At 51.9% G+C, this 24954-nt stretch carries 25 protein-coding genes; 9 read left to right on the plus strand and 16 right to left on the minus strand.

The genetic code is table 11. From position 1 onward, the window contains the following. Positions 1 to 35: 35 nt before the first annotated feature. The 6 genes from ACQZQY_RS05205 to gmk form a co-directional block, all read right to left on the minus strand. Positions 36 to 1361, minus strand: coding sequence for a PTS sugar transporter subunit IIC (locus ACQZQY_RS05205; RefSeq protein WP_136375020.1), 1326 nt, complete (start codon positions 1359 to 1361; stop codon positions 36 to 38). A 215-nt stretch (positions 1362 to 1576) separates the two neighbouring features. After that, entirely contained in the window at positions 1577 to 3658 is a 2082-nt protein-coding gene (gene recG, locus ACQZQY_RS05210; RefSeq protein WP_431296726.1) for an ATP-dependent DNA helicase RecG, read from the minus strand. Continuing rightward, positions 3655 to 4353, minus strand: a complete 699-nt coding sequence (gene trmH / locus ACQZQY_RS05215; protein ID WP_056777558.1) for a tRNA (guanosine(18)-2'-O)-methyltransferase TrmH — start codon at positions 4351 to 4353, stop codon at positions 3655 to 3657. Before trmH ends, recG begins: the two co-directional genes overlap by 4 nt. Positions 4354 to 4358: 5 nt before the next feature. Beyond that, a complete protein-coding gene (spoT, locus tag ACQZQY_RS05220; RefSeq protein WP_431296727.1) occupies positions 4359 to 6467 on the minus strand; it encodes a bifunctional GTP diphosphokinase/guanosine-3',5'-bis pyrophosphate 3'-pyrophosphohydrolase in 2109 nt (702 codons plus the stop codon). 19 nt (positions 6468 to 6486) lie between these two features. Continuing rightward, positions 6487 to 6762: a DNA-directed RNA polymerase subunit omega gene (gene rpoZ / locus ACQZQY_RS05225; protein WP_056777549.1), complete on the minus strand. Its 276-nt coding sequence runs from the start codon at positions 6760 to 6762 to the stop codon at positions 6487 to 6489. 54 nt (positions 6763 to 6816) lie between these two features. After that, the gene (gene gmk / locus ACQZQY_RS05230; protein ID WP_056777546.1) at positions 6817 to 7440 is read right to left on the minus strand and encodes a guanylate kinase; all 624 of its coding nucleotides are present in this window, start codon (positions 7438 to 7440) and stop codon (positions 6817 to 6819) included. A gap of 281 nt (positions 7441 to 7721) precedes the next feature. Between gmk and ligB the strand changes: the two genes are divergently transcribed. Continuing rightward, positions 7722 to 9419 carry an NAD-dependent DNA ligase LigB gene (gene ligB / locus ACQZQY_RS05235; RefSeq protein ID WP_431296728.1) on the plus strand — a complete coding sequence of 566 codons (1698 nt, stop codon included), beginning with the start codon at positions 7722 to 7724 and terminating at the stop codon, positions 9417 to 9419. 19 nt (positions 9420 to 9438) lie between these two features. Here the strand turns inward: ligB and ACQZQY_RS05240 are convergent, their stop codons facing one another. Continuing rightward, the gene (locus ACQZQY_RS05240) at positions 9439 to 10059 is read right to left on the minus strand and encodes a trimeric intracellular cation channel family protein (protein WP_056777538.1); all 621 of its coding nucleotides are present in this window, start codon (positions 10057 to 10059) and stop codon (positions 9439 to 9441) included. A gap of 346 nt (positions 10060 to 10405) precedes the next feature. Between ACQZQY_RS05240 and ACQZQY_RS05245 the strand changes: the two genes are divergently transcribed. Together ACQZQY_RS05245 and fabF are read left to right on the plus strand one after the other, a co-directional pair. Further along, a complete protein-coding gene (locus tag ACQZQY_RS05245) occupies positions 10406 to 11026 on the plus strand; it encodes a TetR/AcrR family transcriptional regulator (protein WP_431296729.1) in 621 nt (206 codons plus the stop codon). Positions 11027 to 11165: 139 nt separating this feature from the next. Next, positions 11166 to 12440, plus strand: a complete 1275-nt coding sequence (fabF, locus tag ACQZQY_RS05250; RefSeq protein ID WP_431296730.1) for a beta-ketoacyl-ACP synthase II — start codon at positions 11166 to 11168, stop codon at positions 12438 to 12440. Positions 12441 to 12520: 80 nt separating this feature from the next. Here the strand turns inward: fabF and ACQZQY_RS05255 are convergent, their stop codons facing one another. Next, positions 12521 to 13384 carry a YicC/YloC family endoribonuclease gene (locus ACQZQY_RS05255; protein WP_122097101.1) on the minus strand — a complete coding sequence of 288 codons (864 nt, stop codon included), beginning with the start codon at positions 13382 to 13384 and terminating at the stop codon, positions 12521 to 12523. A 127-nt stretch (positions 13385 to 13511) separates the two neighbouring features. Here ACQZQY_RS05255 and rph point away from each other — a divergent pair, with 127 nt between their 5' ends. Then, positions 13512 to 14228 carry a ribonuclease PH gene (gene rph / locus ACQZQY_RS05260; protein WP_056777524.1) on the plus strand — a complete coding sequence of 239 codons (717 nt, stop codon included), beginning with the start codon at positions 13512 to 13514 and terminating at the stop codon, positions 14226 to 14228. Positions 14229 to 14313: 85 nt separating this feature from the next. After that, complete coding sequence (gene pyrE, locus ACQZQY_RS05265) at positions 14314 to 14955, plus strand: orotate phosphoribosyltransferase (protein WP_056774439.1); 642 nt, start codon at positions 14314 to 14316, stop codon at positions 14953 to 14955. 68 nt (positions 14956 to 15023) lie between these two features. On the opposite strand, the gene slmA is transcribed toward pyrE, so the two are convergent. From slmA to coaBC, 3 genes are all read right to left on the minus strand, one after another. Beyond that, positions 15024 to 15620 carry a nucleoid occlusion factor SlmA gene (gene slmA, locus ACQZQY_RS05270; protein WP_056774442.1) on the minus strand — a complete coding sequence of 199 codons (597 nt, stop codon included), beginning with the start codon at positions 15618 to 15620 and terminating at the stop codon, positions 15024 to 15026. A gap of 171 nt (positions 15621 to 15791) precedes the next feature. Beyond that, the gene (gene dut / locus ACQZQY_RS05275) at positions 15792 to 16250 is read right to left on the minus strand and encodes a dUTP diphosphatase (protein ID WP_431296731.1); all 459 of its coding nucleotides are present in this window, start codon (positions 16248 to 16250) and stop codon (positions 15792 to 15794) included. Next, a complete protein-coding gene (gene coaBC, locus ACQZQY_RS05280; RefSeq protein WP_183850517.1) occupies positions 16228 to 17445 on the minus strand; it encodes a bifunctional phosphopantothenoylcysteine decarboxylase/phosphopantothenate--cysteine ligase CoaBC in 1218 nt (405 codons plus the stop codon). The genes dut and coaBC overlap by 23 nt, the downstream gene beginning before the upstream one ends. 182 nt (positions 17446 to 17627) lie before the next feature. On the opposite strand from coaBC, the gene radC reads away from it, so the two are divergent. From radC to mutM, 4 genes are all read left to right on the plus strand, one after another. Beyond that, positions 17628 to 18308, plus strand: coding sequence for a RadC family protein (gene radC / locus ACQZQY_RS05285; RefSeq protein ID WP_056774448.1), 681 nt, complete (start codon positions 17628 to 17630; stop codon positions 18306 to 18308). 266 nt (positions 18309 to 18574) lie between these two features. Beyond that, positions 18575 to 18811, plus strand: a complete 237-nt coding sequence (rpmB, locus tag ACQZQY_RS05290; RefSeq protein WP_004953342.1) for a 50S ribosomal protein L28 — start codon at positions 18575 to 18577, stop codon at positions 18809 to 18811. Positions 18812 to 18822: 11 nt separating this feature from the next. Beyond that, positions 18823 to 18990, plus strand: a complete 168-nt coding sequence (gene rpmG, locus ACQZQY_RS05295; protein WP_004392084.1) for a 50S ribosomal protein L33 — start codon at positions 18823 to 18825, stop codon at positions 18988 to 18990. Positions 18991 to 19130: 140 nt separating this feature from the next. Next, positions 19131 to 19940 (plus strand): bifunctional DNA-formamidopyrimidine glycosylase/DNA-(apurinic or apyrimidinic site) lyase, encoded by an 810-nt coding sequence (mutM, locus tag ACQZQY_RS05300; RefSeq protein ID WP_056774454.1) that lies wholly within the window; start codon positions 19131 to 19133, stop codon positions 19938 to 19940. Positions 19941 to 19949: 9 nt separating this feature from the next. On the opposite strand, the gene coaD is transcribed toward mutM, so the two are convergent. The 5 genes from coaD to rfaQ form a co-directional block, all read right to left on the minus strand. Continuing rightward, entirely contained in the window at positions 19950 to 20432 is a 483-nt protein-coding gene (gene coaD, locus ACQZQY_RS05305) for a pantetheine-phosphate adenylyltransferase (protein WP_136376048.1), read from the minus strand. Between the two features lie 6 nt (positions 20433 to 20438). Beyond that, the gene (locus ACQZQY_RS05310; protein WP_431296732.1) at positions 20439 to 21206 is read right to left on the minus strand and encodes a glycosyltransferase family 2 protein; all 768 of its coding nucleotides are present in this window, start codon (positions 21204 to 21206) and stop codon (positions 20439 to 20441) included. Further along, positions 21206 to 22480: a lipid IV(A) 3-deoxy-D-manno-octulosonic acid transferase gene (gene waaA, locus ACQZQY_RS05315; RefSeq protein ID WP_056774466.1), complete on the minus strand. Its 1275-nt coding sequence runs from the start codon at positions 22478 to 22480 to the stop codon at positions 21206 to 21208. Before waaA ends, ACQZQY_RS05310 begins: the two co-directional genes overlap by 1 nt. Before the next feature lie 120 nt (positions 22481 to 22600). Next, positions 22601 to 23728: a glycosyltransferase family 4 protein gene (locus tag ACQZQY_RS05320; protein ID WP_431297154.1), complete on the minus strand. Its 1128-nt coding sequence runs from the start codon at positions 23726 to 23728 to the stop codon at positions 22601 to 22603. Position 23729: 1 nt separating this feature from the next. Further along, positions 23730 to 24812, minus strand: a complete 1083-nt coding sequence (rfaQ, locus tag ACQZQY_RS05325; protein ID WP_122097097.1) for a putative lipopolysaccharide heptosyltransferase III — start codon at positions 24810 to 24812, stop codon at positions 23730 to 23732. Positions 24813 to 24954: the final 142 nt, after the last annotated feature.

The raw sequence follows: 24954 nt of genomic DNA on the forward strand, positions 1-24954 counted from the left end.
CTGTTTCCGCGCCCGCCTTCTCTTTTCAACGTGGCTTAATTCAGGGCGTCTGCCTGCTCCGTATAGACTTTTTCCTCCTCCGCGGCTTTCTCCTGCGTCAGTAACTGCTTCTCGTAGACTTTAAAGAATGGGTAGTAAATCACCATGGAAAGCGCCATCAGCAGGATGACCAGAATTGAAACTTTGAAATCCCAGCCCATCGCCCACGCCGCACCAATCGGTGCCGGAGATGTCCAGGGAACCAGAGACATCATGTGCGGCAGAAGGTTGGTTGAAACAGCCAGATAGGCGACCACGGCATTGATCATCGGCGCCAGAAGGAAAGGAATGAAAAATACCGGATTCATGACGATCGGCGTGCCGAAGATCACCGGTTCATTAATGTTGAAACAGCTGGGAACCAGGCTCAGTTTCCCCATGGTGCGCAAATGCGCTGATTTACTGCGGCAGAACAGTAACACCAGCCCCATCGTTGCGCCGGAGCCACCAATGACGATCAGAAAATTCCAGAATGCCTCGGTCATGATATGTGTCATCGGCAATCCGGCGGCCAGAGCGGTCTGATTGAGGCCGAGGTTGGTTAACCAGAAAGCCTGTAACATGCCCGAAACAATCGCAGAACCGTGGATTCCAGCAAACCATAGCAAATGACAAATCAGCACCGCGAGAAGCACGGCAGGCAGGGAGTCGGCGGCAGAAATCAGCGGTTCGAACAGTGCCATAATCGCCTGTGGCAGCAACATATCAAACCCGGACTGCACCAGTAAGCTGATGGGGAAAAGAGTCATCACGACGGCAATAATGGGGATTAACAGATCAAACGAATGCTTGATGTTCGAGGGAACCTGCTCGGGCAGCCGTATGCCGATATTGTATTTTTTCAGCAACCGCGTCAGTTCGGTAACGTAGATGGCCACCAGTATCGCGGTGAAAATCCCCACGCCGCCCAGCGCTACCGTTGACATCTTTTCATCGACCTGTGGCGCCGCCACCAGCAGGAAAGACATGAGCGACAACATGGCCGTCATAAACGGATCCAGTTTGTAGCTTCTCGCCAGATTGTAAGCAATGGAGGCGGCGATGTAGATCGACATGATGCCCATGGTCATATTGAACGGCGTGAGTATCTGGACTTCATATTTCGCTGACAACGCCAGCCAGCTGCGGGCGAACCCCCATGATGATTCCGGCGAAAAAGGAGGATGCACGAAAACGAGTAAAAACGATCCGACAATCATAAACGGCATTGCTGAAATAAAGCCGTCACGCACGGCCATAACATGCCGCTGAGAAGATAACCGGGCCGCGAACGGACTGATTTTTTGTTCTATAAACTGAAAGAGTGACTGACTGATGCTCATAATGATAATGGCCTTATGATGAAGAAATCACACAGGGTTGCCTTAATTATCATCAGTGTAGATGCGGGGTATGAAACCGGTTACCGACTTTGTGCCAGTCTGTGAAGGTCATCAAATAACCCGTGAAGAAAGAGAGTGCGGGCTGTTTTGAACAAAACCGGGAGGAATGTATTCTTCGAAAACATCATTTTTAATTATGTTTTCTGAGGGGCAAGTCAGGCGTTGGTGTAACGAACGCGCTCCGGCAGCCAGCGTTCAATCAGTGCTTTAGCATGGTCGGGGAATTGCTGCTGGAGATAGCGTGCGATGCGCTGCACATCCGGGATCATCGCCTGATCGCGCAGCAGATCGGCCACTTTGAACTCTGCGCTGCCCGTCTGGCGCGTGCCCAGTAATTCTCCCGGACCACGGATTTCTAAATCTTGTTGTGCAATCACAAAGCCGTCGTTGCTGTCGCGCAGAACCTGTAAACGCTTCTGCGCAGTCTTGCTGAGCGGTGTTTTGTATAGCAGAACACAGTGGGATGCGACTGCGCCACGGCCAACGCGGCCGCGCAGCTGATGCAGCTGCGCCAGACCCAGTCGTTCCGGGTTTTCGATGATCATCAGGCTGGCATTCGGCACGTCTACGCCGACTTCAATGACGGTGGTCGCCACCAGAAGCTGCACTTCGCCTTTTTTAAAGGCCTGCATGACGGCCTGCTTTTCCTGCGCTTTCATTCGGCCATGCACCAGCCCGATATTGAGCGCGGGAAGTGCTTCTTTCAGCCCTTCCCAGGTCGCTTCTGCCGCCTGAGCTTCAAGCATTTCTGATTCTTCGATCAGCGTACAAACCCAATAGGCCTGACGATTTTCCTGCTCGCAGGCACTTTTGACGCGGCTGATAATGTCATTGCGGCGGGTGTCAGGAATGGCGACGGTGGTCACCGGCGTACGGCCCGGCGGCAGTTCGTCGATCACGGAGGTATCCAGATCCGCATAGGCCGTCATCGCCAGCGTTCGCGGGATAGGCGTTGCCGTCATGATCAGCTGATGCGGATGGAAGCCCTGCTGTAATCCCTTTTCCCACAGGGCCAGACGCTGATGCACCCCAAATCGGTGTTGTTCATCAATGATCACCAGCGAAAGGGAAGAAAACAGTACCTGCTCCTGGAAGATGGCGTGAGTCCCGACCACCATTGAAACCTGACCGCTGGCAATCGCATCCTGCTGCGCCTGTCGGGCTTTGCCCTTTTGCTTGCCCGCCAGCCAGCCTACCTGAATCCCCAGCGGTTCGAACCACTGGCGGAAGTTATTGGCGTGCTGTTCAGCCAGCAATTCTGTCGGTGCCATTAATCCGACCTGCTGGCCCTGAGCGATAGCGCAAAGTGCCGCGAGAGCCGCCACCAGCGTTTTACCAGAACCCACATCGCCCTGAACCAGACGCATCATCGGATAACTCTTTGCCAGATCCTGCTCAATTTCCGTCACGACACGTTCTTGCGCCCCGGTTGGGCTGAACGGCAGTGAGGCGAGGAACTGTTTTTTCAGGCGATCGTCGTGATGTAACGGCATCGCTTTATAACTTTGCGTACCCGCGCGAACGGCCAGCATGCTGAGGTTATGCGCCAGTAACTCTTCCATAATCAGTCGGCGCTGTGCCGGATGATGGCCTTTCTCAAGATCAGCCAGCTGTATATCCGGCGGCGGGCGATGCAGCAAATGCAGCGCCTGAGGAAGTGATATCAGCGAACGGCTCAGTTCTTCGGGCAACAATTCGGCGATAGGCACGGTATCGAGCAATTCCAGCGCCTGATCGGTCAGCTTACGCAGCGTCGCCTGACGGATACCTTCTGTTGTGGGATAAACCGGTGTCAGCGACTCCTGCAAAACGACTTCGCTGTTCTCGCCCTGAATGCGGTATTCCGGATGAATGATTTCTGCGCCGATCGTGCCGCGTTTGATTTCACCATACGCAGTGACCCGACGGCCTGTCGCCAGACTGTTTTTCATCGCAGCGTTGAAGTTGAAAAAGCGTAACGTCACCATGCCGGTGCCGTCGCTAATCTGACACGTCAGCATTCTGCGGCGACCAAAGCTGATATCGCTGCGCAATACTTCGCCTTCAATGGTGGCAAACAGGCCGGGCAGTAAATCGTTTATGGCATACAGGCGGGTGCGATCTTCATAACGCAGGGGAAGGTGGAGCAATAAATCCTGAATAGTTTCAAGGCCGAGCTTAGCGAGTTTATCTGCCTGACTGGCTCCGACGCCAGAAAGTGACGTGAGCGGGATGGCGTCGAGCAGGCGGCCTTTCATCTTTTTTTGACCGTCATTTGCATCGCTGACCACCATTCATCATCGGCAACAATTTGCCCCTGATCGTCAATGAAAGGGCGTGGAAGTTTTTTTCGCTTCGCCACATTCGACAAAACCGGATAACCCCCTTCAAATAGCAAACGCTGTTGTTCTTTCTCGCTGAGCAGGCTGGTTTCGCGGCGGTAAAGCCCTGCGTTTTCACGCTGGCGCTGGGCTTCGTACAGAATAAGCGCCGAGGCGACAGACACGTTCAGAGATTGCACCATACCGATCATCGGAATAATGATATCGCTGTCAGCCAGTGCTAATGCTTCAGGCGTGATACCGGTTTTTTCCTGGCCAAGCAGAATGCAGGTCGGGCGGGTGTAATCAATTGCACGGAAATCGACGGCTTTTTCAGACAGGTTTGTGGCTAAGATTTGCATGCCCTGCGCCTTCATTTTGGCGACGGCATCCTGAATAGTTTTGTGTGTTTTGACCTGAACCCAGCTGTTACTGCCTGCCGCAGAAGAAACCAGCGTTTTCATTCGCGTTGTAGGCCAGACGGCGTGGATCTCATGAACACCGACGGCATCTGCGGTGCGAATGACCGCCGAAACGTTATGCGGTTTATGCACCTGTTCCATGCAGACCGTCAGGTCTGGCTGGCGAGCCGTCAGCATTTCACGAATACGTGCATAACGTTCTGGAGTCATAACAATCAGTTTCGGTTGCGGGTAACTTTGATAACGTCCGGCATGATACGAATTTTACGCATGATATTCGCCAGATGAACGCGATCGCGGGTCGTCAGGCGGATAAAGGCGCTGTAGACACGGCCGTCTTTTTCTTCAGTGCTCAGGCTTTGAATGTTTGACTGCGCGGCGTTAATCGCGGCGGTCAGGTTCGCCAGTGCGCCCTGATGATTGAACATATCGACTTTGATTTCAGCGATAAATTCCTGATCGGTTTCCTGATGATCATCCCAGTCAACAGCCATGAATTTCTCAGGTTCTTTCTGATAACCACGGATATTACGGCAGGATTCATGGTGAATAACCAGACCTTTGCCCGGACTGATATGAGCAATAATCGGATCACCTGGGATTGGACGACAGCATTTCGCGAACGTAATCAGTACGCCATCTGCACCTTTGATAGGCAGATTGCGCGTGCCTGAAGTTGCCATTGAAGACTGGTCACCCATCAGATTTTTGGCGACCACAACACTCATGGCGTTGCCCAGACCGATTTCAGCCAGTAAATCATCCATCGCGGCGAGCTTCATACGATCCAGCTCGTTTTTGATGTTTTCAGGCGGAATATCTGCCAGTTTCTTACCGGCACCCAGTGCATGATTCAGCAGACGACGACCAAGCGAAACAGAGTCATCACGCTTAAGGTTCTTGAGCATCTGGCGAATTTTGGCGCGGGCCCGTGAGCTGACAACAAAGTTCAGCCAGGCCGCATTCGGTCGGGCACCCGGTGCGGTGATGATTTCAATGGTCTGGCCGCTGGTGAGCGGCTGTGAGAGCGGATACGGCTGGCGATCAACGCGCGCGCCCACGCAGGCATGACCGATATCGGTATGCACGGCGTAAGCAAAGTCGACCGGCGTAGCACCTGCAGGCAGTTCGACGATGCGGCCTTCCGGCGTAAAGACGTAAATCTCGTCCGGGAACAGATCTGATTTCACGCTCTCGATAAATTCAAACGAGTTGCCCGCACTTTGTTGCAGTTCGAGCAAACTCTGTAACCAGCGCTGGGCACGAATTTGTGCCGTTGTGCTGGTTTCACTGTTCTCTTTATAAGCCCAGTGAGCCGCAACCCCCATTTCTGCCATCTGATCCATATCTTCGGTACGGATTTGTACTTCCACCGGTACGCCGTGCGGGCCGATAAGAGAAGTATGCAAAGATTGATAGCCGTTGGCCTTGGGGATAGCGATGTAATCTTTAACCCGGCCTGGACGCGGTTTGTACAGACTGTGTGCCTGGCCTAACACGCGATAGCAGGTATCGAGTTCTTTAACGATCACCCGGAAGGCGTAGATATCCATAATGGAATGGAAACGCTGTTCCTTCAGGTGCATTTTGCAGTAGATCGAATACAGGTGCTTCTCGCGACCGCTGACACGACACTGAATACCGGCTTCGGTCAAACGGCCTTCTATCTCAGAGAGGATTTTCTGAATCATCTCTTTACGGTTACCACGCGCGGCTTTCACCACTTCTTTAATCACGCGATAACGGTTCGGATAGAGTGCTTCGAAGCCCAGCTCTTCGAGCTCGGTTTTCAAATGATGGATACCCAAACGGTGTGCCAGCGGGCTGTAGATTTCCAGCGTTTCGCGGGCAATGCGGCGACGTTTGTCCGGGCGTAAAGAGCCCAGTGTGCGCATGTTGTGGGTACGGTCAGCCAGTTTGATCAAAATGACGCGGATGTCTTGCACCATCGCCATGACCATTTTGCGGAAGTTTTCCGCCTGTGCTTCTTTCTTATCGCGGAATTTCAGCTTGTCTAACTTTGAAACGCCTTCAACCAGTTCAGCAACGCTTTTGCCAAACAGTTGTTCCATATCCTGGTAGGTTGCAGGCGTGTCTTCGATAACGTCGTGTAATAACGCTGCCATCAGAGTCTCATGATCGAGCCTCATTTCAGCCAAAATACATGCCACGGCGACCGGGTGAGTTATATAAGGCTCACCGCTGGAACGTGTCTGCCCCTCATGCGCGTCCCGCGCCACGAGGTAAGCCTGCACGAGGCGCTTAATTTGCTCCTCCGGCAGGTATTTTTGAATCAGTTGATTCAGGCTTTCAAAGATATACAAGTGAGATCCGTTTCGTTAATTAACGACGACCTTCAGCGATGGCAGTGACTGCCTGAATCTCTGCGGCTTCCTGCTCTTGCTGTTCCTGACGATCGCGAACATCAAGGATCTTATTCGTGATCAGGCCTTCTTCGATTTCGCGCAGAGCGATAACGGTGACCTTGTCGTTTTCTTCAGCGACCAGTGGATCTTTACCACCAGATTGCAGCTGGCGTGCGCGACGAGCAGCCACCAACACCAGGTCAAAACGGTTACCAATTTTCTCTACAGCGTCTTGAACAGTTACGCGTGCCATATATGTGCTACTCCACAGGGGGACGAAAGACTGGGCATAATACTGAAAGTGACTTCAGTCTGCCAATAGTTTGGTGATTAATCCGTCATGACGGAGTTTTTGACGGCTCAGACGAAGACGTTCGGCGCGAATAATGGTTTTTAAATCCGACAGCGCCAGATCAAAATCATCATTCACGATTAAATAATCGTATTCAGCAAAGTGTGTCATTTCTGCCACCGCTTGCGCCATACGTTTTGCGATCACTTCTTCACTGTCCTGACCACGGCCACGCAGGCGGCGGTCAAGTTCATCCTTCGACGGCGGCAACACGAAAATGCTGCGAGCCTGCGGCATTTTCGCACGGATTTGCTGCGCACCTTGCCAGTCGATATCCAGAAAAACATCCACGCCAGAGGCCAGCACTTGCTCAATGGTGACACGTGAAGTTCCGTAGTAATTACCAAAAACTTCGGCATGCTCTAAAAAGTCATCACTTTCAATCATCTCAAGAAATTCTTCTTTAGAGACAAAGAAATAGTGCTCGCCATGTTTCTCGCCCGGACGTTCTGAACGGGTGGTGTGTGAAATAGAAACCTGCGTGTCGTAGAGCGGTTGCGTTTTAAGTAAAGCCTGAATCAGACTTGATTTACCTGCTCCACTGGGAGCGGAGATGATATATAGCGTGCCTTGAACCATGATGATGACGTTTCAACTGAATGGGTTGATAGGAAGTATGCGAAGAGTGATCTCCCGCACAGTATACACGCTCGCCGCATCCGGTGCAGCGTCCAGTCGTATTTCATCGCAACTTCACGACAGAAAACAGCCCTTCATGCCAGATTTCCGCGCCACATTCCAAAATTTCTTACTGTTGCTGCAACCAAGTAAATAAGCAGGAAGGCATCCCGCAAAGATGAAAAGTGGCGCTGGCAGCGAAGAAAACACTGGCGTTTACTGGCGGCCACAAGGAGGTGCCTATGCGCCGGATCGTATTTCTTATCAGCCTGTTCTTTCTGCCATTTTATGTACCCGCCAACAATGAGCTGCCGCAGGATTGCCCAGCATGGTCATCAGCGCAACTGACAGAGGAAACCCGGCAACTGACGGCGCAACTCGCCCAATGGGACAAAGATTATCACCAGTCTGGCAGCAGCCCGGTTGAAGATGCGGTTTACGATAATTTGCGCCAAAAACAGCGTTTGTGGCTGCAATGTGCCGGTCAGTCTTCCGAAGACACGGAAGTACCCGTTGGTGCGAATGATCTTTATCCCCATCCGGTAGCTCATACCGGCCTTAACAAACTGCGTGATAAGCAAGCGGTTTCAGGCTGGATGCGCGGGCGTAAAAATCTCTGGGTGCAGCCTAAAGTCGACGGAATTGCCATCTCACTCGTCTACCGGCACGGGCAGCTTGCTGCGTTGTTAAGCCGTGGGGACGGGGCAAAAGGTCAAAACTGGACAGCCAAAGTGCCTTTAATACCGTCAATCCCCCTCAACATCCCGGATACCCGCCCCGAGCTGGTTTTGCAGGGCGAACTTTATCTGAAGATGACCGGTCATCAGCAGAGTGTTGCGGGAGGCATGAATGCGAGATCCAAAGTCGCGGGAGCCATGATGCGCACCGCCGGCACTGAGCTGTTGTCGCAAGTTGGCGTGTTTATCTGGTCATGGCCAAATGGCCCGGCCACGATGACCGATCATCTGGGGCAGTTAAGCCTGCTCGGATTCCCGGTCGTTGGCCAGTTCACGATTCCGGTGCATTCGGTGGATGATGTCGATAAATGGCGGCAAGACTGGTTTACCCAACCTCTCCCGTTCGCTACCGACGGTGTCGTTATCCGGCAGGAAGAAGAACCCGCAGGTAAATATTGGCAAAATAAACCTGCTACCTGGGCGGTTGCATGGAAATATCCGCCTGCCAAAGCACTCACGGAAGTTGCCGGGGTTAGCACAACCATCGGACGAAGTGGAAAGGTGACGGTGATTCTGAACCTGAAACCACTCAGGCTCGATGATAAGTGGGTAAGCAAAGTGAATGTGGGTTCCATCTCCCGGTTTAAGCAATGGGATGTCATCGCAGGAGATCAGGTGGCGGTTTCACTGGCCGGGCAGGGGATCCCGCGGCTGGATGATGTCGTGTGGCGGGTACGCGAGCGCACAGAAAGGGTATTGCCAGACCCTGAATCCTACGGTGCACTTTCCTGTTTTACGCCAGAGCCAGGCTGCAAACAGCAATTTCTCTCACGGCTAATCTGGTTAAGTGGCCCCGAATCGCTGGATATGGCTGGCTTCGGGGGAGCCACCTGGCAAAAACTGCTGGAGGGCGTTCCTCTCAACTCTTTGACCGACTGGCTAGGTCTGAATGAAGACGTGATGTCAGCTGTACCGGGGATAGGCATTAAACAGGCGAAGAAGTTGATGGCGCAAATTCAGCTGGCACGAAATAAAAGCTTCAGGCACTGGCTTTCCGCGTTGGGTTTCCCCTCTTTTGCCGTGAAATTTGCCGGGCAACAGCCTTCCTGGAATCATCTCCAGGAAATGACGCCACAAGACTGGGAAACGGCCGCAGGTATCGGACAAAAACGCACCGGGCAAATTGCGGACTTCATACATCATCCGCAGGTCATGGCGTTGACCGAAGCGTTAAGGCAGGCAAAGGTGCCCGCGTTTCAGTGACGGGCAACGTGCCGGGAACTTAGTCGTGATCCGAATGCGGATAATTAAAGACGGGCAATCCGAGGCGAAATCGCAACGCAATCAGGCGGGCGACAAAACCCACCAGCAGGGTAATGATGATCACCAGGTTATGCGGCATAGCGAAATACTGCAGACCGATATAAACCCATGCCGAGGCGAATGAAATCCCTGCGTAAATCTCTTTCTGAAACACCAGCGGGATCTGGTTGCACATCATGTCCCGCAATACACCCCCGAAGACGCCGGTTATCACCGCACACACGGAAGCGATAATAGCGCCATGGCCCATATCAAGCGCGACCTGTGTCCCGATAATAGAGAACACCACCAGACCCAGCGCATCCAGCACTAAAAAGAGCTTTCGCAGATGCTGCATTAATGGCGCAAGCCAGGTCGTCAGGAGGGCTGCAAAGGCAACAATGATTATGTATTCAGGATGTTTTACCCAGCCGAGTGGATAATGCCCCAGCAGCATGTCACGTACTGAACCTCCGCCAATGGCGGTGGCAGAGGCGATAATGATGACGCCAAAAGAGTCCATCTTGCGACGTCCGGCAGCTAAAGCACCGGTCATGGCTTCTGCGGTGATACCAATAATATAAAGAACAGTGAGTAACATGAGTGTGCGCCGGACGGGTCAGAAATGAGGAAACAGTAGCCGCGTAGAGTAATCAGGTTTTAAATTCCTCTCGACTGATTTTTTCTTTTGTATCGTTTTTAAAATTACTAAAACTAATGTGAAAAGGTGTTCAATCATCAGGTGTATAAGGATTTTAGTGAGGCAGCAATAATTTTAGATTAGAAAAATCGTCATTGCTGACTTGTTTACAGGCCACTCTCCCTCTCTCAGGCCCACGACGCCCTCTTAACCTGTCAGGAAATATCTTCTGCTAAATAGTGACGAATATGTATAATCGTTACCCACTCACACATCGTTTAATTGCTTTACCTATCCGGAGGAGTTTATGAAACCCGATATTCCGGTTGCGTTAACTCAGCGTGGACCTGCCGAACATGAACGGCGTGAGCAGATCATCAATGCAGCATTTGAGCATTTCCGGCTTTACGGTTATGCCAAAACATCGGTGGCCGATCTGGCAAAATCCATCGGTGTCTCAAGTGCTTATATTTATAAATTTTTTGAGTCAAAACAGGCCATTGGCGAAGCGATTTGTTCTCAACGTGTCGGACAAATTGATCATGCGCTGTTACTGATTGCACAAAGTGACCAAAGTGCCACTCTGCGCCTGCGATCCCTGTTTAGAACACTGCTTACGCGTAGTCTTGATCTCTTCTTTCAGGACAGAAAGCTGCATGATCTTGCTGCGATAGCCTCTGCTCAACAGTGGAAATCGACGTTAAATCATCGCGCTACGATGTACGGCATCATTGAGAAAATTGTCACGGACGGTCGCGAATCCGGAGAGTTTGAGCGTAAAACGCCGCTGGATGAAGTCTGTATGGCGATCACTACCGTGACGACGCCGTTCTCACATCCGCTGCTGCTGGAACAGAAAACCCCCGAGCAGCTGGAAGAACGCGTAACCGCTATTACCAGCCTGGTTTTACGAAGCCTGGCGAAATAACGAAGACAAAATTTTCGGGTTACGGGTTTACAAAACCGTAATTCGTCACATACTGTCAGCTTTTAAAGACCCTGTTTCTGCCGGACGAATCAAAACCCCTGCAAAAACGTATGCATTAACGGACAGGAAGGAACATTTTATGACTCATCGTCGAGTAGTGATTACCGGCATGGGGGCTGTGAGTCCTCTGGGCTGTGATATCGAAACTATCTGGAAGCGCCTGCTGGCCGGTCAGTCTGGTATCCGTGTATTGCCGGATGAGATTGTTGAAACGCTGAGCGTGAAAATCGGCGGTCAGGTGCAAACTAAAGAACAGGACCCTGAGTCTGGTTTCGATCCGGACCTGTTTGTCGTGCCGAAAGACCAGAAAAAAATGGACCGCTTCATTCTGTTTGCCATGGCCGCGGCCGAAATGGCGATCACTCATGCGGGCTGGAAAGCTGAAACCGCTGAGCAGCAGGAACGTACTGCGACCGTCATCGGTTCTGGTATCGGCGGATTTCCGGCCATCGCCCATGCTGTTCGTACCAACGACAGTCGTGGCGCTAAGCGTTTGTCTCCGTTCACCATTCCTTCATTCCTTGTGAATCTGGCAGCCGGTCAGGTTTCCATTAAACATCAGTTTAAAGGCCCTATTGGTGCTCCGGTAACCGCATGTGCGGCAGGCGTTCAGGCGATCGGCGATGCAGTGCGTTTGATTCGTAACGATGAGGCGGATGTTGCATTATGCGGTGGCGCTGAAGCGGCGATCGATACCGTCAGCCTGGGTGGTTTTGCTGCCGCGAAAGCGATGTCAGCGGGTCATACCGATCATCCTGAGAAAGCATCCCGTCCGTTCGACAGTGGCCGTGATGGTTTCATCATGGGTGAAGGCGCCGGTATGTTGGTCATCGAAGAGCTGGAACACGCGAAAGCCCGTGGTGCGACTATCCTGGCTGAGATCGTCGGTTACGGCACCAGCGGTGATGCTTATCACATGACTTCAGGTGCAGAAGACGGGAATGGCGCAGGTCGCGCGATGAAAATTGCGTTGCGTCAGGCGGGTATTCAGCCTTCAGACGTACAGCATCTGAATGCTCACGCCACATCCACACCGGTCGGCGATCTGGGTGAAATCAACGCGATTAAAACCCTGTTCGGGGCTGACGGTAAACTGGCCGTGACCTCGACTAAATCAGCGACCGGTCATTTATTGGGCGCAGCGGGGGGGCTGGAAACTATCTTCACGATTCTGGCTATCCGTGACCAGATTGTTCCGCCAACCTTGAATCTGGAAAACAAAGATGAAGCAGCTGCCGGTCTGAATATCATCGGTAATACTGCGCAGAAACATGGCATTACCTATGCTTTGTCGAACGGTTTTGGTTTCGGCGGCGTGAATGCCTGCGTACTGCTCAAGCGCTGGGAAAAGTAATCCCCCTCACCGCTGACACATAAAAAAACGCCTCGGGTTGTGATGACCTGAGGCGTTTTTATTACATCGGTACAAATAAATTACTCGATGTTCTGAATCTGTTCGCGCATCTGTTCGATCAGCACTTTCAGCTCGATGGCTGATGTGGTGACATCGGCATTAATTGATTTTGACGCCAGTGTGTTCGACTCGCGGTTAAATTCCTGCATCATGAAATCAAGTCGACGGCCGACGGCTTCTTCTTTCTTCATGATTTTATGCGTTTCTTTGACATGCGCTTCAAGCCGGTCCAGCTCTTCGGCCACATCAACACGCTGAGCCATCAGCACTAACTCTTGCTCCAGTCGTGTGTTTTCCAGCTGTACCTGCGCATCTTCCAGCTTGCTGACCAGACGCTCACGCTGCCATTGCAGAATATTAGGCATATGGGCGCGGACCTTCAGCACCTCTGCGCTGACGCCGTCAAGACGCTGTTCGATCATCACTTTCAGAGCGGCACCTTCGCTTTCACGGGCGCTGATGAAATCATCCAGAGCGGTTTCCAGTGCCTGCAGCAACTCGGTGCTGATAGCGTCCAGATCTTGTTCTTCGGCCAGCATTACGCCTGGCCAGCGCAGAACTTCCAGCGGATTAATTTCACCTTCGTCACTTTGCATTTTTACCCACTGCGCGGCTTCTACCAGCTGTTTAGCCAGTTTTTCGTTCAGCTGCAATGAGCTTTGTGCACCCGGATCGAGGTCAAAACGCAGATTACATTCGACTTTACCACGGGTCAGACGGGCACGAATGCGTTCGCGAACGACCGGCTCCAGGCTGCGGAATTGCTCCGGAAGACGGATATAAGTTTCCAGATAACGTTGGTTTACCGAGCGGAGTTCCCACGCTGCGCTGCCCCAGTCACCCTTAATTTCGCGTCGTGCATAAGCGGTCATACTACGAATCATGTATGCGTACCTGTTAATGTAAAGATGGAGGGATTATAGCCTCGGTGGACGGGTCATGATAGGCATTACCTCATGAAGTCCGTATAATGCGCAGCCAAACATGATTTGCGACCCGGAGTACTATCCCATGCGTCCAGCAGGCCGAAATGCACAACAAGTGCGCCCCGTAACACTGACCCGCCATTACACTAAACACGCTGAAGGTTCCGTGCTGGTGGAGTTTGGTGAAACTAAAGTGCTGTGTACCGCAACGGTAGAAGAAGGCGTTCCGCGTTTTCTGAAAGGCCAGGGTCAGGGCTGGATCACTGCAGAATACGGGATGCTGCCGCGTTCTACTCATACCCGTAATCCGCGTGAAGCCGCTAAAGGCAAGCAGGGTGGTCGTACTCTCGAAATCCAGCGTCTGATCGCACGTTCTCTTCGTGCCGCAGTGGATTTGAAAAAACTCGGTGAATTCACCATCACCCTCGACTGTGATGTTTTACAGGCTGACGGCGGTACGCGTACCGCGTCTATCTCGGGTGCTTGTGTTGCGCTGGCCGATGCGCTGAATGCGCTGGTCGCTGCGGGTAAACTTAAAGCCAATCCGATGAAAGGCATGGTCGCGGCGGTTTCTGTCGGTATTGTTAAGGGTGAAGCGCTGTGTGACCTTGAGTATGTAGAGGACTCCGCTGCTGAAACCGATATGAACGTGGTGATGATGGAAGATGGCCGCATGATCGAAGTGCAGGGCACTGCCGAAGGCGAGCCGTTCAGCCACGAAGAGTTACTCAATTTACTGGCCCTCGCGCGAGAGGGAATCGACACCATCTTCCAGGCGCAGAAAGCGGCACTGGCGGAATGATTTTTTAAGGCGACTGAGAAGTCGCCTTTTTTATGGCCTGCGGGCTGACAATGTCAGAAATACGAGATTAACGAGGAGACCATCAATGAAAGCCTATCAGCGCCAATTTATTGAGTTCGCACTGAACAAGCAGGTTTTGAAATTCGGCGAATTCACCCTGAAGTCCGGGCGCATCAGCCCTTACTTCTTCAATGCCGGTCTGTTTAATACCGGACGCGATCTGGCGTTACTGGGACGTTTCTATGCCGAAGCATTGATGGATTCAAAAATTGATTTCGATTTAGTGTTTGGCCCGGCTTACAAAGGTATCCCGATCGCGACGACCACTGCCGTTGCGCTGGCTGAGCATCATGAGCGTGATGTGCCTTATTGCTTCAACCGTAAAGAAGCCAAAGATCACGGCGAAGGCGGTTTACTGGTAGGCAGCCCGCTGCAAGGGCGCGTCATGCTGGTTGATGATGTGATCACGGCGGGAACGGCCATTCGTGAGTCTATGGAAATCATCAATGCGAACCACGCGACGCTCGCCGGGGTTCTGATTTCCCTGGATCGTCAGGAACGCGGACGCGCTGATATCTCTGCCATTCAGGAAGTTGAACGCGACTACCATTGCAAAGTGATTTCTATTATTACGCTGGCAGATCTCATCGACTATCTGGAAGAAAAAACCGAAATGGCTGACCATCTGGCGGCTGTGCGTGCATATCAGCAGACGTACGGCGTTTAAGATTCGCCAAAAATGAAAAAGGGCCGAAAGGCCCTTTTTAACATCTGACACATTATTTCGACGCGACGTTATTGCAACTGAGCCGAGATGAGCGGCCAGCGCGTATCAAAATCCTGAGTGGGACGGTACTTAAACTCTGAGCGCACAAACCGCGATAACATCCCTTCACAGTAAGCCAGCAACTGGCTGGCGAGCAGCGTTTCATCATAGGTAAACCCGCTGCCTTCACGCATTTTCTTTTCCCGCAGTACCTGACGCAACTGGGCTTCAATTCGCTCAAAGAGCTGATTGATGCGGCCCTGCAGGCGGTCCTGTTCAAACATCAAAGCATGTCCGGTCATGATGCGTGTCAGGCCCGGATTGCGTTCTGCAAAACCCAGAACCAGCAGCAAAATCAGACGGATCCGGTTCAATGTATCCTTTTCATCCTGCAAGATGAGATTGATACGCGAGATCAGGCTGTCTTCAATAAACTCGATTAAGCTGTCAAACATCCGCGTTTTACTGGGAAAATGACGATAAAGAGCTGCTTCCGAAACACCTACGCTGGCAGCGAGTTTTGCGGTCGTGATCCGCTGGCTGCCATCACTGGACTGAAGCATTTGCGCTAACGCCTGCAAAATCTCTTCGCGCCGGTTCCTTTTTGTCGTTTCTTTCTCTGCCATGTCTGAATAGACCCTTGCTAAAAAACGGCTAAAATCATGGAGAAACCGCACAACTGCCGCATGAATCGCTATGATCCTGCGGCTTTTTTCGTTCCCTTGGTGTTGTTACGGTCTGATAGTGATAAGGATCTGTTCAATATCGCGTCAAAATCTGCGGTGCTGAACAGGTTCTTATTGACGGCCGGAGTGGCCAAAACCACCTTCACCGCGTTCACTGGCGTTGAAATCTTCCACCAGATTGAATTCAGCCTGAACCACAGGCACAAAGACCATTTGAGCGATTCGTTCGCCCGGTTCAATCACGAACGTTGTTTGCCCACGGTTCCAGACGGAAACCATCAACTGTCCCTGATAATCGGAGTCAATCAGACCCACTAAATTGCCCAGTACCACGCCATGTTTATGCCCCAAACCAGAGCGCGGCAGGATCATCGCTGCCAGGTTTGCATCACCAATGTGGATTGCCAGACCGGTTGGCAGCAGCGTGGTTTCGCCGGGGTTGAGTTCAACAGAAGCATCCAGACAGGCGCGTAAATCCAGACCTGCAGACCCTGGCGTAGCGTAAGCCGGTAAAGGGAAAGTCGAACCGATGCGCGGGTCGAGAATTTTAATGTCGATTTTTTTCATCATAACGGCTGACAATCTCTTCTAATAAACGTTGGCCAAGCAGGGATTTATCGCTAAGCGGTAAGATTTTATCCCCGTCCTGCCAAAAAAGATGCAGGGCATTGCTATCGGTATTAAAACCTTGCCCGGCAAGTGAAACATCGTTGGCGCAAATCAGATCCAGATTCTTACGGATCCTTTTTTGCCGCGCGTATTCTTCCACATTCTGGGTTTCGGCGGCAAACCCCACGACATACGGCCGGTTTTCTGTCATCGCCGCCACGCCGGCAACAATGTCAGGGTTTTTAATCATTTTGACTGTGATTTCATCGCCTTGCTTTTTGATTTTCTCATCAGCAATCAGTTCAGCACGGTAGTCTGCAACCGCGGCACAGGAGATAAAAATATGCTGTGAACTGGCAGAAAGCTGAACAGCGTGTTGCATCTCCAGTGCGCTTTCCACATCTATACGCCGGACATTCGCGGGTGTCGGTTGCGTCACCGGGCCGGCGATAAGTGTGACTTTCGCACCGCGATTGGCGGCGGCTTTCGCAATCGCAAAACCCATTTTTCCTGAACTGTGATTACTGATGAAGCGAACCGGATCCAGCGCTTCACGCGTCGGGCCTGCCGTCACCATAATGTTCAGATGCGCCAGATCCTGACGTACGGAGAAATGGTTGATTGCCATATCGACAATGACCAGGGGATCGAGCATTCGTCCCGGGCCAATATCACCACAGGCCTGGCTTCCGCTGTCAGGGCCCCATAACAAGGTGCCTCTTGCTGCAAGCCGTTGCAGATTCTCCTGCGTGACGGTCGCGCGATACATCTGCTGATTCATCGCCGGAAGCACTGCAATGGGTGCCGCGGTTGCCAGGCAAACCGTGGTCAGCAGGTCATTAGCCATACCGGCGGCCATGCGTGCCAGTAAATCGGCCGTAGCGGGCGCGATCAGCACTAAATCAGCCCATTTACCTAATTCGATGTGACCCATCGCCGCTTCGGCTGCCGGATCAAGCAGGTCATCAGACACCGGATAGCCGGAAACCGCCTGCAGGCTCAGTGGTGTCACAAAAGATTTAGCCGCATCTGTCATCACTACGCGTACTTCCGCGCCACGCTCGCGTAAGCGACGTACCAGTTCTGGTGCTTTATAGGCAGCGATACCACCGCTGATACCGAGCACAATATGTTTGCCGGAAAGTCCCGTCATCATCATTGTCCGATTGATTGAAAGCCTGAAGAAGCGACATTTTAGCATAACGCACAATGATGACAGCTATTGGCGACGCCCGAACGAGGTTGAATAAGATTTCTGCGCGATGCCTCGCAAGCTGAAGACGCCGAAAAGCCTGTTGGTCGGGGCTGTGGCACAATCGCCGCGAAAAAGGAGTCAGGATGACGAAATCGCACAACGGCTGGCCGGATACGGTGAAACCACGGGAAAAGTTATTAGAGCAGGGTGCCAAAGGGCTGACAGATCAGGAACTGCTGGCGATTTATTTGCGCATCGGATCGCGCGGACAGCATGTGATGGAGCTGGCTAAAAATCTGCTCGATGAATTTGGCTCACTCCATCAGTTACTGATGGCGGATTTTAACGCGATGTCACGTATTAAAGGCATGGGCGTGGCGAAATATGCCCAGCTTGTTGCGGTGTCTGAGTTATCCCGCCGTGCCTATCTGCGCCACCTCAGTGCGGAAAATGCCATGCTCAGCCCGTCGGTTATTCGGGAGTATCTGCAGAATTTGCTGGTTTTTCGTGAAAGAGAGGTCTTTCTGGTACTTTTTCTCGACAACCAGCATCGGGTTATTCGCCATGAGGAGATGTTTGCTGGTACTATTGGGCACGTAGAAGTGTATCCCCGCGAAATTGTTCGCGGTGCGATGAAGGTTAATGCGGCAGCGTTAATTCTGGCGCATAATCATCCGTCCGGTCGGGCTGAACCCAGTCTGATGGACAGAAAAGTGACTGAACAAATTATTCGTGCGTGCCAACTGCTGGAAATTCGTGTTCTCGACCATTTGGTTGTAGGTCACGGAGAAACGGTGTCTTTTGCCGAACGCGGTTGGATTTAGCGTCGTTTTTTAAAGATCCTTTGGGATCTTTAGCTGTTCGGGACTTGAGCACTTACGCTACAGAGCGTATACTACGCCACCTTTGAGAATCTTGGGTTTGGCGTTAAGAGCCTATCTCAGCAGGTTTCATACCTGATGAAATGGTTTTTACCCGACGACAGTGAGTCGGTTCTCAGTGGAGTTTGCTGAGATGGGCTCTAAAAGCCTGACGAGGCGGCCATACCCTATACGAAGCTCGAGCTGATTTGATTTTTGGAGATATAGACATGTCCCGAGTCTGCCAAGTTACTGGCAAGCGCCCGGTGAGCGGTAACAACCGTTCCCACGCAATGAACGCGACCAAACGCCGTTTTCTGCCAAACCTGCACTCACACCGTTTTTGGGTTGAGGCTGAGAAGCGCTTTGTAACTCTGCGCGTATCTGCTAAAGGTATGCGTGTTATTGATAAGAAGGGTATTGAGACGGTCTTGGCCGATCTGCGTACCCGCGGTGAGAAGTATTAAGGAACTGAATCATGGCTAAAGGTGTTCGCGAGAAGATCAAGCTGGTTTCTTCTGCTGGTACTGGTCACTTCTATACCACTACGAAGAACAAGCGTACTAAGCCGGAAAAATTGGAACTGAAGAAATTCGATCCAGTTGTCCGTCAACACGTGATCTACAAAGAAGCTAAAATTAAATAATTTTAGTGGATTAATAAAACCCGGCTCCGGCCGGGTTTTTTATTGCCTGAAATTTGAGGTCCGGGTTCCGGGCGTCTTTTGTTTGCCTGAGACGGATGTCTGCGACACACTCTGATTTCGATTCTGTTACGGGAGAGGATATGCCTGAATTACCTGAAGTTGAAACCAGCCGCCGGGGGATTGAGCCCTATCTTAAAGGCCACACGATTATGCACGCCGTGGTGCGTAATGCGCGATTACGCTGGCCCGTCTCTGCGGAAATTTTGGCATTAAGCGATCAGCCCGTTCTCAGCGTTCAACGTCGCGCAAAATACCTGCTGGTTGAGCTCAACACGGGCTGGATCATCATTCATCTGGGAATGTCTGGCAGTTTACGGGTGTTGCCGGAAGAGACTGAGCCGGGCAAACACGATCACGTCGATCTGGTGATGGATACCGGCCATGTGCTGCGTTATACCGATCCCCGTCGTTTTGGCGCATGGCTATGGTCAGCCGATCTGGCTGGCAGTAACGTTTTAGCCCACCTTGGCCCGGAACCGCTGAGTGAGGATTTCACCGCTGATTATCTGTTTGAAAAATCACGCACCAGGAAATCGCCGATCAAGCCCTGGCTGATGGATAACAAACTGGTGGTCGGTGTCGGGAATATTTATGCCAGCGAATCCCTTTTTGTTGCAGGCATCTCACCGGACAGACCCGCGCACTCTTTGAAGCGGGAAGAAACGGCGTTGCTGGTCAGCACAATCAAAGCTGTTCTGTTACGTTCAATTGAGCAGGGAGGAACAACGCTGAAAGACTTTTTACAGTCTGATGGAAAGCCGGGGTATTTCGCGCAGGAGCTCCAGGTCTATGGCCGCGCGGGGGAACCCTGCCGGGTGTGTGGCACGCTGATCGAGAGTAAAAAACATGCTCAACGCACCACATTTTTCTGCCCGCGCTGTCAGCGGTAGGATCGGGTTTCAGGCGCTGATTTTTTCCATCAGTGCCTGAGTGACCTCTTGCGGCAGGAAAGGCGTGATGTCGCCACCGTGGCGTGCCACTTCCTTCACCAGAGAGGAGGAGATAAACGACCATTCTTTCGATGGCATCATGAACACGCTTTCCAGCGTCGGCAGTAAGTGCCGGTTCATATTGGCGAGTTGCATCTCATATTCAAAATCTGATACCGCGCGTAATCCACGTACCAGCACGTTCGCCCCCTGTGCTTTGGCAAAATTCGCCATCAAATCGCTAAATCCAATCACTTCGACATTATTCAGATGCGAGGTGACCTGGGTTGCCAGTGCAACGCGTTCATCGAGCGTAAACATGGGTTTTTTGCCCGGGCTGGCGGCAATGGCCAGAATCACGTGATCGAACATCAGTGCCGCGCGGGTGACAATATCGAGATGCCCGTTAGTCATCGGGTCAAAAGTACCGGGATAAATTGCTTTAGTGGTCATGCTGGCTCACTTCTGCAGAGGTTGGCTGAATGCCCACAAGGCGGCATATTTATTGAAAGTATACTGGGCATTGACGCCCGCCAGAATCAAACCCTGCTTTCCATCCAGAAAACCCGCGCGCAGGATCCAGGTTTTCACGAATGCGCCCAGCGTATGGGATATTACGGAGAAGAAACTGCAGCGACGTCCTTGCTGATGACGCTGGGTAGCCCATGCTTGCGCATAGCCGAGCTGTTTACGCTGAAAGGCAAAGAAATCGCGGCATGTCAGATGCAGCAGATCACCCTGAAGCGGGAGGACGCGTGCCCCGTCAGTTTCAAGGGATTCATGAACTAAATCATCGTTATAACGAAAATGTGCCGGATAAAGACGGTTCACGCGATCCGGATACCAGCCGCTGTGACGCATAAATTTCCCGAGGAATAAATTGCTGCGTCCGAGACTGTAAACGGTGTTTTCCTGTGGATCCTTGAGAGCATTTTCAATCGACTGACGAAGTTCGGGAGATACCCGCTCATCAGCATCGATCATCAAAATGTAATCGCCGGTGGCATGGCTTTGTGCCAGCTGACGCTGTTTACCAAAACCCGGCCACTGTGCGTTCCGGAAAACCAGAGCGCCGAAACTGCGCGCGACCTCTACTGTTTCATCTTCACTGCCGGAATCGAGCAGAACAATCTCATCAGCCCAGGCCACCGATTCGAGACATTCCCGCAATAAACCGGCTTCATTGCGTGCAATCAGTACAACAGATAAGCGCTTTTTGTCAGCCATTAATGACCCCGGACAGGCAGATAAGGCTCCAGTAAATGCAGCAGTCGTTGCAGCGCACCCTGGTTCTGGTGCAGAACTTCAACGGCGTGACGCCCGTAGTACAGTCGATAATCTTCGTCCGTCAGCAGCGTGGAAATCTCTTTCACCAGCGATGCGGTATCCGTCACGGTGATCAGGCCATCGTCCTGAGCCAGTTTGGCGCAAATGTCTTTGAAGTTTATGGTGTGCGGCCCCATCAGAACCGGAATTGCGTGTGCGGCGGCTTCCAGCGGATTATGCCCGCCGCGCTCCACCAGGCTGCCGCCGACAAAGGCCAGGTCGGCGATGCCGTACAGCAACATTAATTCGCCCATGGTATCGCCAATCACCACCTGCGTGCCTGAGGACGGCACTTCGCCGGTGCTGCGCTGGGTGAATGTCAGACCGGCTTTACGGGTGAGTTCACAGGCAACCGGGAAACGTTCCGGATGGCGCGGTACCAGAATTAACAGCAGCGTCGGATGATTTTTCAGTAGTTCTTTATGCGCTTCCAGCAGCAGCGTTTCTTCACCTTCATGCGTGCTGGTGGCAATCCACACCTGACGCCGCGATGCCCACTGGCTGCGCAGTGCGATGGCTTTGGCAGCCAGTTCCGGAGTGACCGAAATATCAAATTTCAGGCTGCCGGTGACGGCGAGCTGATTGCGTTTCAACCCCAGCGAGAGAAAGCGTTCGCCATCCTCCTGATTTTGCGCAGCAATCAGTGTGATGCGTTGCAAAATAGTACGAATGAATTTGCCGAGTTTTTGATAGCCCTTCGCAGACCGCGCGGAAAGTCGGGCATTGGCAATGACCAGAGGGATTTTACGGCGGTGCAGCGCGCTGATGAGGTTTGGCCACAATTCGGTTTCCATGATGATGACCAGCTTCGGGTTCACTTCATCGAGGAATCGGTTGACCGATCCTGCCAGATCGTAAGGTAAATAGACGTGATGCACACCTTTGCCAAAGGCGGACTGAACGCGTTCAGAGCCTGTCGGGGTCATGGTGGTGACGGTGATCGGCAATGAAGGATAGCGATGGCGCAAAGCGCGAACCAAAGGGATCGCAGCGAGAGTTTCGCCCACCGAGACAGAATGCAGCATGATGCCGCCAGGTACGACTTTACCTTTGCAAAAGCCATAACGTTCAGCCCAACGTTTACGGTAGGCCGGTGATTTACGGCTGCGTAACAGTAAACGGATCCAAATTAATGGCTGAATCAAATATATGATTATATTGTAAAAAATATTCATTTTTTAGGAGGCATTGCGTTAGGGAAAGTCAATTTCATAGAGTGAGCATAATCCCGGCGGTTAGATAGGCACATGGTATCAGATAAGTGCTATCGACTCATCATGCCTGCGTAAACGTCATCAGATAAGCAGCGAGTGATACAGCGCCACCAGCTGTTGTGAAAGGTTTTTTGGAGAATAAGGCAATATGCGTTCTCTTGCCGCATGGCTCATCTGAGCATTTTCCAGGCGGGAAGGGATTCTTTTTACAAATTCGGCCAGTTTTGCGATATCCAAAGCATCACAAACAAAACCCTCTTGCCCTTCGGTGATGAACTCCGCGCCGCCGCAGGTCTGGCTGGTGATTACCGGCAGACCACAGGCCATCGCTTCAAGGATTACGTTAGGAAACGGGTCATACAGTGTTGGCAGGATCATGCCATCGGCCGCGTGGTAATAGGGCAGCACATTATTTTGAACGCCCATAAACCGAATTCGCTCAAAACACCCTAACTGACGCGCAAGAGATTCATATTTCTTCTGCGCCTTATCCTGACCGACGACGATGAGATAGCGGTCGCTGGAGGCAATGGCCTGAATAGCCGGTTTGAGCCCTTTGCGCTCGAAGCCTGAGCCCACATAAATCAGCGCTACAGCCTGTTCCGGGATCGCCATCTTCGCCCGCGATTCACGACGTTGTTCATCTGTCGCAGGCATAAATTTTTCTGCATCAATGGCGTTATAAATAACGCTAAAACGTGACGCATCAACGCCGTAGCAACGCATGATGTCACGTTTTACCATCTCTGAATTGCAGATGATTTTTTTCAATTCCGCCGAATGAAACATCGCTTCTTCGGCGTGGAGCACATAGCGATGATACGGACTGAGGCGTGTCAGCAGACGCTGGGCGGGAGAAATAATGCGCGCGCGCTGTTCAAGCCAGACGCGGTGCGCACCATCGCCTGCGCGGAAAATATCGCAACCCGGTATACGTTCATGGCTTTGAACAATATCAAACTGAGCCGCTTTCCAGCATGTTTGCGCGGCCGCTGCGAAGCCTTTCTCCCGTGACACCCGGCTGTGTTTGGCCGGATTGCACAGATGAATTTTCCATTTCAGATTAGGTTTGCCTTCCCACTGGCGGGTGATGATATTGAGCTCGATGTTTTGATCGTCCAGCGCTTCAAGGGCACGGGAGATGAAACGCTCCGCGCCACCATCCGGGCGGTATTTTTGTCTGACGATCGCCAGCCGGATAGTTTTCAAATCAACCATGCAGATAGCTCCGGGCGGCATCCAGCACGTCGCTGACCGGGATAGCATGCAGATATCGCTGCTGGGTTTTCGTATCGATAGAGTCAGGGGTGGGCAGCGGCGCGTAATCGCCCGCCCAAATCGTGGTGTTATGGTTGCCCCATGGACGCCAGTGCTGCATTTTCGTTGGCCCGAACAAAGCGACACAAGGTGTATTGAGTGCAGCGGCCATATGCATTGGCGCCGAATCCACCCCAATAAACAGTTTCGCGCCGTCAATCATGGCGGCAAGTTGTGTCAGCGATAACTGGCCGGCGACGGAAATAACCTGAGGGTTATGCGTCAGGTCCTGGATCTTGCTCACCATCTGCAGCTCTTTTTTATCGGGGCCGGATGTCATGACGATAGTCATGCCGGTATCACTCAGACCGTCGATTACGCTGGCAAATTTGTCGTCATCCCAGCATTTGAAAATCCAGCGGGAGGTTGGCTGAATCACAATGTATTCGCCACTCACCTGATTTGTTTCCAGCAGCTGCTGGCAAAATGCTTTGTCACTTTCTGAATAATGCATCGACGTTTGGGCATTTTCGACAGAAAGGCCAAGCGCGGTGAGGATCGACATATTTTGCTCAACGGTATGCAATTTGCCGTGGTTTTCCGTTGTCACTAAATCGGTATGACCGGCACGCCAGATAAATGAGCGACGTTTTTTATAGTCAAATCCCAGCCTGACCTTCGCGCCTGAAAGCATCGAAAGCAGTGAACTGCGCCACTGATCGGCGAGGTTAATGACCAGGTCATAATGACGGGAACGTACCGCTTTAAGTAACAGAAACTCCTGCTTCAGCTGATGCCGAATACCTTGTTTTTTCCATGTTCTGTCAATGACATGAATCGTTGAAATGGCAGGATGTTCACTCAGAATAGGCCGTGTTTCTTTATACAAAAGCACGTCAATTTCAGCATCAGGATAATGCTGGTGAAGCCTGTTTATCACCGGCGTTGTCAGTACCATATCTCCGTGATGACGGAGTTTGACCAGCAGAATTCTTCTGGGGGTGAACGCTGCATATTTGGCTTCAGTGTTAGGCATTCTATTATCTGATTTAGAAGATAGTGAGTTGATTCTAGGTGAAGAACAGGATGCTGTGAAGCTATTTATCTGGCTGATATAGAAAGATAAATAACTTCGTTTATGAATGAGTTATAACGGAGTTACAGACGTAAAAGAATCA

The organism is Rahnella sp. PAMC25559 (genome assembly GCF_050632365.1).
Lineage (GTDB): Bacteria > Pseudomonadota > Gammaproteobacteria > Enterobacterales > Enterobacteriaceae > Rahnella > Rahnella rivi.

What these genes read in the sequence shown, in the direction of transcription:
- rpmB (WP_004953342.1), top strand. Translation starts at nt 18,575, where the DNA reads ATGTCCCGAGTCTGCCAAGTTACTGGCAAGCGCCCGGTGAGCGGTAAC.
- ACQZQY_RS05310 (WP_431296732.1), bottom strand. Translation starts at nt 21,206, where the DNA reads ATGGCTGACAAAAAGCGCTTATCTGTTGTACTGATTGCACGCAATGAA.
- trmH (WP_056777558.1), bottom strand. Translation starts at nt 4,353, where the DNA reads ATGACTCCAGAACGTTATGCACGTATTCGTGAAATGCTGACGGCTCGC.
- ACQZQY_RS05240 (WP_056777538.1), bottom strand. Translation starts at nt 10,059, where the DNA reads ATGTTACTCACTGTTCTTTATATTATTGGTATCACCGCAGAAGCCATG.
- recG (WP_431296726.1), bottom strand. Translation starts at nt 3,658, where the DNA reads ATGAAAGGCCGCCTGCTCGACGCCATCCCGCTCACGTCACTTTCTGGC.
- rfaQ (WP_122097097.1), bottom strand. Translation starts at nt 24,812, where the DNA reads ATGCCTAACACTGAAGCCAAATATGCAGCGTTCACCCCCAGAAGAATT.
- waaA (WP_056774466.1), bottom strand. Translation starts at nt 22,480, where the DNA reads ATGAATATTTTTTACAATATAATCATATATTTGATTCAGCCATTAATT.
- ACQZQY_RS05205 (WP_136375020.1), bottom strand. Translation starts at nt 1,361, where the DNA reads ATGAGCATCAGTCAGTCACTCTTTCAGTTTATAGAACAAAAAATCAGT.
- pyrE (WP_056774439.1), top strand. Translation starts at nt 14,314, where the DNA reads ATGAAAGCCTATCAGCGCCAATTTATTGAGTTCGCACTGAACAAGCAG.
- rpmG (WP_004392084.1), top strand. Translation starts at nt 18,823, where the DNA reads ATGGCTAAAGGTGTTCGCGAGAAGATCAAGCTGGTTTCTTCTGCTGGT.
- rpoZ (WP_056777549.1), bottom strand. Translation starts at nt 6,762, where the DNA reads ATGGCACGCGTAACTGTTCAAGACGCTGTAGAGAAAATTGGTAACCGT.
- fabF (WP_431296730.1), top strand. Translation starts at nt 11,166, where the DNA reads ATGACTCATCGTCGAGTAGTGATTACCGGCATGGGGGCTGTGAGTCCT.
- ACQZQY_RS05255 (WP_122097101.1), bottom strand. Translation starts at nt 13,384, where the DNA reads ATGATTCGTAGTATGACCGCTTATGCACGACGCGAAATTAAGGGTGAC.
- slmA (WP_056774442.1), bottom strand. Translation starts at nt 15,620, where the DNA reads ATGGCAGAGAAAGAAACGACAAAAAGGAACCGGCGCGAAGAGATTTTG.
- mutM (WP_056774454.1), top strand. Translation starts at nt 19,131, where the DNA reads ATGCCTGAATTACCTGAAGTTGAAACCAGCCGCCGGGGGATTGAGCCC.
- gmk (WP_056777546.1), bottom strand. Translation starts at nt 7,440, where the DNA reads ATGGTTCAAGGCACGCTATATATCATCTCCGCTCCCAGTGGAGCAGGT.
- rph (WP_056777524.1), top strand. Translation starts at nt 13,512, where the DNA reads ATGCGTCCAGCAGGCCGAAATGCACAACAAGTGCGCCCCGTAACACTG.
- ligB (WP_431296728.1), top strand. Translation starts at nt 7,722, where the DNA reads ATGCGCCGGATCGTATTTCTTATCAGCCTGTTCTTTCTGCCATTTTAT.
- ACQZQY_RS05245 (WP_431296729.1), top strand. Translation starts at nt 10,406, where the DNA reads ATGAAACCCGATATTCCGGTTGCGTTAACTCAGCGTGGACCTGCCGAA.
- radC (WP_056774448.1), top strand. Translation starts at nt 17,628, where the DNA reads ATGACGAAATCGCACAACGGCTGGCCGGATACGGTGAAACCACGGGAA.
- dut (WP_431296731.1), bottom strand. Translation starts at nt 16,250, where the DNA reads ATGATGAAAAAAATCGACATTAAAATTCTCGACCCGCGCATCGGTTCG.
- coaBC (WP_183850517.1), bottom strand. Translation starts at nt 17,445, where the DNA reads ATGATGACGGGACTTTCCGGCAAACATATTGTGCTCGGTATCAGCGGT.
- coaD (WP_136376048.1), bottom strand. Translation starts at nt 20,432, where the DNA reads ATGACCACTAAAGCAATTTATCCCGGTACTTTTGACCCGATGACTAAC.